The sequence below is a fragment of the Roseovarius lutimaris genome, from assembly GCF_900115165.1.
GTDB lineage: Bacteria > Pseudomonadota > Alphaproteobacteria > Rhodobacterales > Rhodobacteraceae > Roseovarius > Roseovarius lutimaris.
This window is the reverse complement of the sequence record NZ_FOVP01000057.1, coordinates 1-4,894: the sequence shown is the minus strand read 5'-3', so window position 1 is coordinate 4,894 and position 4,894 is coordinate 1. Positions and strand designations below refer to the sequence as shown.

General features: G+C 58.8%; 3 protein-coding genes. All 3 read right to left on the bottom strand.

All coding sequences use genetic code 11. The annotated features are described in order from the left end of the window. The coding region (locus tag BMZ91_RS20795; protein WP_092842486.1) for a matrixin family metalloprotease at positions 1-1,544 on the bottom strand (1,544 nt) is incomplete at its 3' end. A 240-nt stretch (positions 1,545-1,784) separates the two neighbouring features. Then, entirely contained in the window at positions 1,785-4,337 is a 2,553-nt protein-coding gene (locus BMZ91_RS20790) for a calcium-binding protein (RefSeq protein ID WP_092842485.1), read from the bottom strand. Positions 4,338-4,503: 166 nt separating this feature from the next. Next, on the bottom strand, positions 4,504-4,894 hold a 391-nt coding region (locus tag BMZ91_RS20785), incomplete at its 5' end, for a calcium-binding protein (protein WP_483880089.1).

The window sequence follows — 4,894 nt, the reverse complement described above, 5'->3', positions numbered from 1 at the left end:
GCGCCCTCGCCGCCGGTCATCACGTCGTCGCCATCGCCGCCGTTGATGGTGTCATCGCCAAGCCCGCCGTCGATCACGTCGTTGCGGCCACCACCGGCGAGGAAGTCGTTGCCGTCGCCGCCGAGGATGGAATCGTTCCCCTCGCCGCCGCCGACACTGTCGTCGCCCGCGCCCGCATCAATCGTGTCCTGACCGGCCCCGCCGCCGAGGTCGTCATTGCCCTCGCCGCCATTGACCACATCAGTGCCAAGACTCGCCCCCATGGTGTCATTCCCGGCGCCGCCATTAATTGTGTCATCGCCCGCGCCGCCATTGACGACGTCATCGCCAAGGCCGCCCGAGGCGCTGTCATCGCCTTGCCCGCCGCCGATGACATCAGCGCCATCACCCCCTGTGATCGTGTCATTGCCAAGCCCGCCGCCGATGCTGTCATTGCCATCGCCGCCGTCGACCACGTCGTTGCCGTCCGATCCCGCGATGGTGTCTTGGCCGGTGCCACCCAGAATAAGATCATTGCCCAAACCACCGGCCAGCACATCATCCCCGTCAAGCCCGCGCAACGTATCATTCGCATCACCGCCAATCAGCGTGTTCGCCCCGTCATCCCCGGTAATATCATCGCCGATCGGCCCGTTGATCTCTTCCAGCAAGGCGGTGAAACTGACCGTCTGATCCGCGAATTCCACCCATTCTATATTGACCAGATCATCCACGCCCAACGAAGATACCGCGCGCAACCCCACTCCAACCACCGACAGCTCGACCGCTGCTCGTGCAACCGCGCCCAGCACCGCCACATCCTCGCCCAGGCCACCGTCGAGCAGATCGTCGCCTGCGCCCCCGTCGAGCCTGTCATCCCCGGCTTGGCCGTTGATCGTCTCATCCGCTTGTGTACCAGAGATGCGGTTGTCCAGGGCATTGCCATTGACCGTCAATGTCTCAGGGTTGTGCAACAGGATCAGGTCCGCTTCGCCTGAGGGCAAATCATAGATCACCGGCGCGCCATCCTGTGCCCCATAGATTTGTTGAATGCCGTCAATGTCATCCGCCAACAGCGACGACTGCCTCAGGATCGGGTTCATGAGGGCGGGAACACTCTCGATATGATCAAGCCCGAGCGAGTGACCAAGTTCATGGGCGACCAGACTGTCGAACAGCTGCGGGTCGGAATTCAGAGACTGGTCCGTATCCAGCAACACATCGCCCGCGATGCCGGAGCCAGTTGGAAAGAATCCAAACCCCAGCGTATTTCCCGGGATTGGGCCAGAAAACAGCCGGATATCAGGGTGACTGACATCCCCGGCCGCGCCGCCAGGGTCGGTGATCTGAATAAACTCGATGTTGCCGACGGACGACCACGCGGCAAAGGCCGCACGGATCGCGGCCTCGAAATCAAAGGTGAAAACGCTGTCCGGATCAACCGAGAGGTTGTCGAAACCGAACCTGCTTATGTCCAATCCGCCGGTGGCGATGCTCCAAGTGACAACGCCACCTGCGGTGCCCATATCACCGGGGCCCCATTTATCGCCGCTTAAAACAGGCATTTCACCGCCCTCCAGGGTTGTGCATCATCACCTGGATAACCGATGCTGCATAGAGTACGTAAGACATGTTTACCTATACTCTAGACTATATCTGAAAGAATTGGCTGTTACATGCACAAGTTAAACTTTTAACGGTTTCCCGCTCCGTCGATCTGGATTTGATACCAAGGGCATCCGGCCGCACCCAACCAGATTGAGTTGCGCGGCCCGGCCTTTTTTGCCGGGCCGCGCAAGCAGGCGTTAGATAAAGCTGAAATCGTCCAGCGTGAGGTCGGCCGCGGCCACGCCCTCGACGGTCACCAGATGCCCGTCGATATTCATCTGCGCGCCTGCTGCCGTGTCGGTGATGTTCAAGGCATCAACAAAGCCCTGCAACCCATTGCCGCCATTGTCGATATTGGCCAAGCCGGTGTCCAGGTTCACAGTCCGGATCAGGAAGCTGTCGATGCCGTCTTCATAGTCGGTGATGACATCGTCGTCGCCGTTCTTGAAGAAGTTGAACACGAAGACATCCGCGCCCTCGCCGCCGGTCATCACGTCGTCGCCATCGCCGCCGTTGATGGTGTCATCGCCAAGGCCGCCGTCGATCACGTCATTACGGCCACCGCCGGCAAGGAAGTCGTTGCCCGCGTCGCCGTTGACGGTGTCATCACCTTCGCCACCACCAATGCTGTCGTTGCCCGCGTTGCCGTTAAGGATGTCCTTACCGGTGCCGCCGCCAATGCTGTCATCACCGGCTTCACCCTGAATGGTGTCGTCACCAAAACTACCGCCCATGGTGTCATTGCCTTCGCCGCCGAACAGGAAATCGTTGCCGGGCCCGCCATTTACAATGTCATTGCCGATATTGCCGGTCGCATTGTCATCTCCCAAACCGCCACCGATCACGTCATTGCCGCTACCGCCGTCGATCGTATCGTCGCCTGGTCCGCCGCCAACACTGTCGTTGCCGCCGTCGCCATTGACCACGTCATTACCGTCGGAGGCCGCGATGTTGTCATTGCCATCACCGCCGTCGATGCTGTCATTGCCGTCACCGGCGGCGATAGCGTCATCGCCGTCACCACCGGAAATGGTGTCATCATTGACCGTGCCCTCGAGCGTGTCATTGCCATCGCTCCCCAGCACGGTATCGCCTTCAATACCGCCATCATCTATCAAATCGGCGCGGCTGACCGTTGCATCGCTGAATTCAAAGAATTCAATGGACTCGAAGATGTCGGTGCCTTCGCTTGAGACAATCTGAATGCTGCCATTCACGTCTGACGCCTGTGCATCAGCCAGAGCCACACCCAGAACCGCCGTGTCGGTTCCGTCGCCGCCCTCGATAGTGTCATCGCCCAGCCCGCCGGCCAGCCGGTCATCGCCTGCCTCACCCTGGAGCCGGTTCGCGACATCGTCACCTGTGAGCGTATCAGCGGTATCAGAGCCGCGCAGCCACTCGATATTCGAAATTGTATCGGTGAAGTCCTCCAAATTGGCCGTGCCCGTGACCACGCCGGTTGCCAGATTGGCATTCACCCCCTCGATACCAAAATCGTCATACCGCAAACGGTCAAACCCGTCGCCGCCATCGACCGTGTCATCACCGCCTCGCGGGCGGAACGACTCGTCCGCTGCTGTCCCGATGATTGAATCGGCCGCGTTTCCGGTGCGCAATTCCCACAGCGTGCCGTTCAGGACGCTGGTATCGCCATCCTGGATGATTGTGCCAGCCTCCAGATTCGCCGTGACCGCTGTCCCGAAAAAATCGGCCTGCACTGAGCCAGGCCCGGAAATGTTGAAGGTGTCAGCGCCGCCACCGGTGCGGATAGTGAGCCATTGATTTTCTCCTGCGGTCAGATTGAAGACGTCATTTTCGGCGGTCCCAATCACGCGCAGCCCGCCGGCGACGAAGCCGGCAAGCAGTGGGTTTTGCACATTGATCAGCGTGTCGGTGCCCTGAGCGCCCTTGGCCACGCTACCGGTATTCGCCTCACCATCTATATCGACGGTGACCGGACCAGACATCGAACTATAGTCGACGATCACAAAGCCATTGACGATGTCGCTAAAGTCGATTGTGTCGTTCCCGGCCCCGCCGTCAATGAAATCACCATTGGCCGGGTTGTTGTCGCCGGGATTGATCAGATCGTTACCTTGGCCACCAATGAGCAGGTCATCGCCAGCACCCCCTTCCAGCGTATCATTACCCGCGCCGCCATCGAGAAAGTCATCGCCATCGTTGCCGATCAGCGTGTCGTCGCCCAATCCGCCGATCAGCAGATCGTTGCCATCAGTGCCTTCTAACAGATCGTCGAGGACCAACTCGCTGACGGTGGTATTGGCAAAGGATGTCAGGGCTATGTCCTGATTGGGGGCAAAGGCGCCGGACGCTTGCCCACCGTCTGTGATCGAGACCTCGAGCGCTTCGAATTCGGCAATCGTGGTTGGCAAAGGGATGTCGTCGCCACCGATCCGATAGAGGAAATCGGTATTGGTGGTTTCATCGAAAAACGCCAAAAGAATCAATGTGCCCTGCGGGGTGTCGATAAAGCCGAGCGAGGTTTCAAAGTCCGGATTGAGGGGATCGAGAAGATCGAGACCGTCAATCTCGGCGATGTTTAAATCCGCGTCGTTGTTCAACTCAATTACGGGCAATAATTCCTCCCCACTTGGGGGGGTGACAACGCGATAGTTCAGAACATCGTCCGTAACCAAAATCTCCAGCGTTGTCGGACGCACCTCGACGACATCCTCATTGATCGTATCATCACGGCGCACAGCAACACCACTAATGCTGAATAAATTCATTGAATTTCCTTTTTCTCCAAGTTTGCTTTCAAAGTCTCGGACAACCCTAACCCTCAAGAAAACGTGTAATCAAGAGTCTCTATGCGATTCTTTGAAAAGACACGCTCAGGTTTAGTGCAACAAAAAAGGGCGCCCGAAGGCGCCCCTGGTTTGTGTCTGGCCGGGATCAGATGAACGCGAAATCGTCCAGCGTGAGGTCGGCCGCGGCCATGCCCTCGACGGTCACCAGATGCCCGCCGATATCCATCTGCGCGCCTGCTGCCGTGTCGGTGATGTTCAGGGCATCGACAAAACCCTGCAACCCATTGCCACCATTGTCGATATTGGCCTCGTCGGTGTTCGGGTTCACGATCCGAATCAGGAAGCTGTCGACGCCGTCTTCATAGTCGGTGATGACATCGTCGTCGCCGTTCTTGAAGAAGTTGAACACGAAGACATCCGCCCCTTCGCCCCCGGTCATCGCGTCGTCGCCATCGCCGCCGTTGATGGTGTCATCGCCAAGCCCGCCGTCGATCACGTCGTTGCGGCCACCACCGGCGAGGAAGTCGTTGCCGTCG

Coding starts and splice junctions, on each gene's coding strand:
- BMZ91_RS20790 (WP_092842485.1), bottom strand. CDS start 4,337: ATGAATTTATTCAGCATTAGTGGTGTTGCTGTGCGCCGTGATGATACG.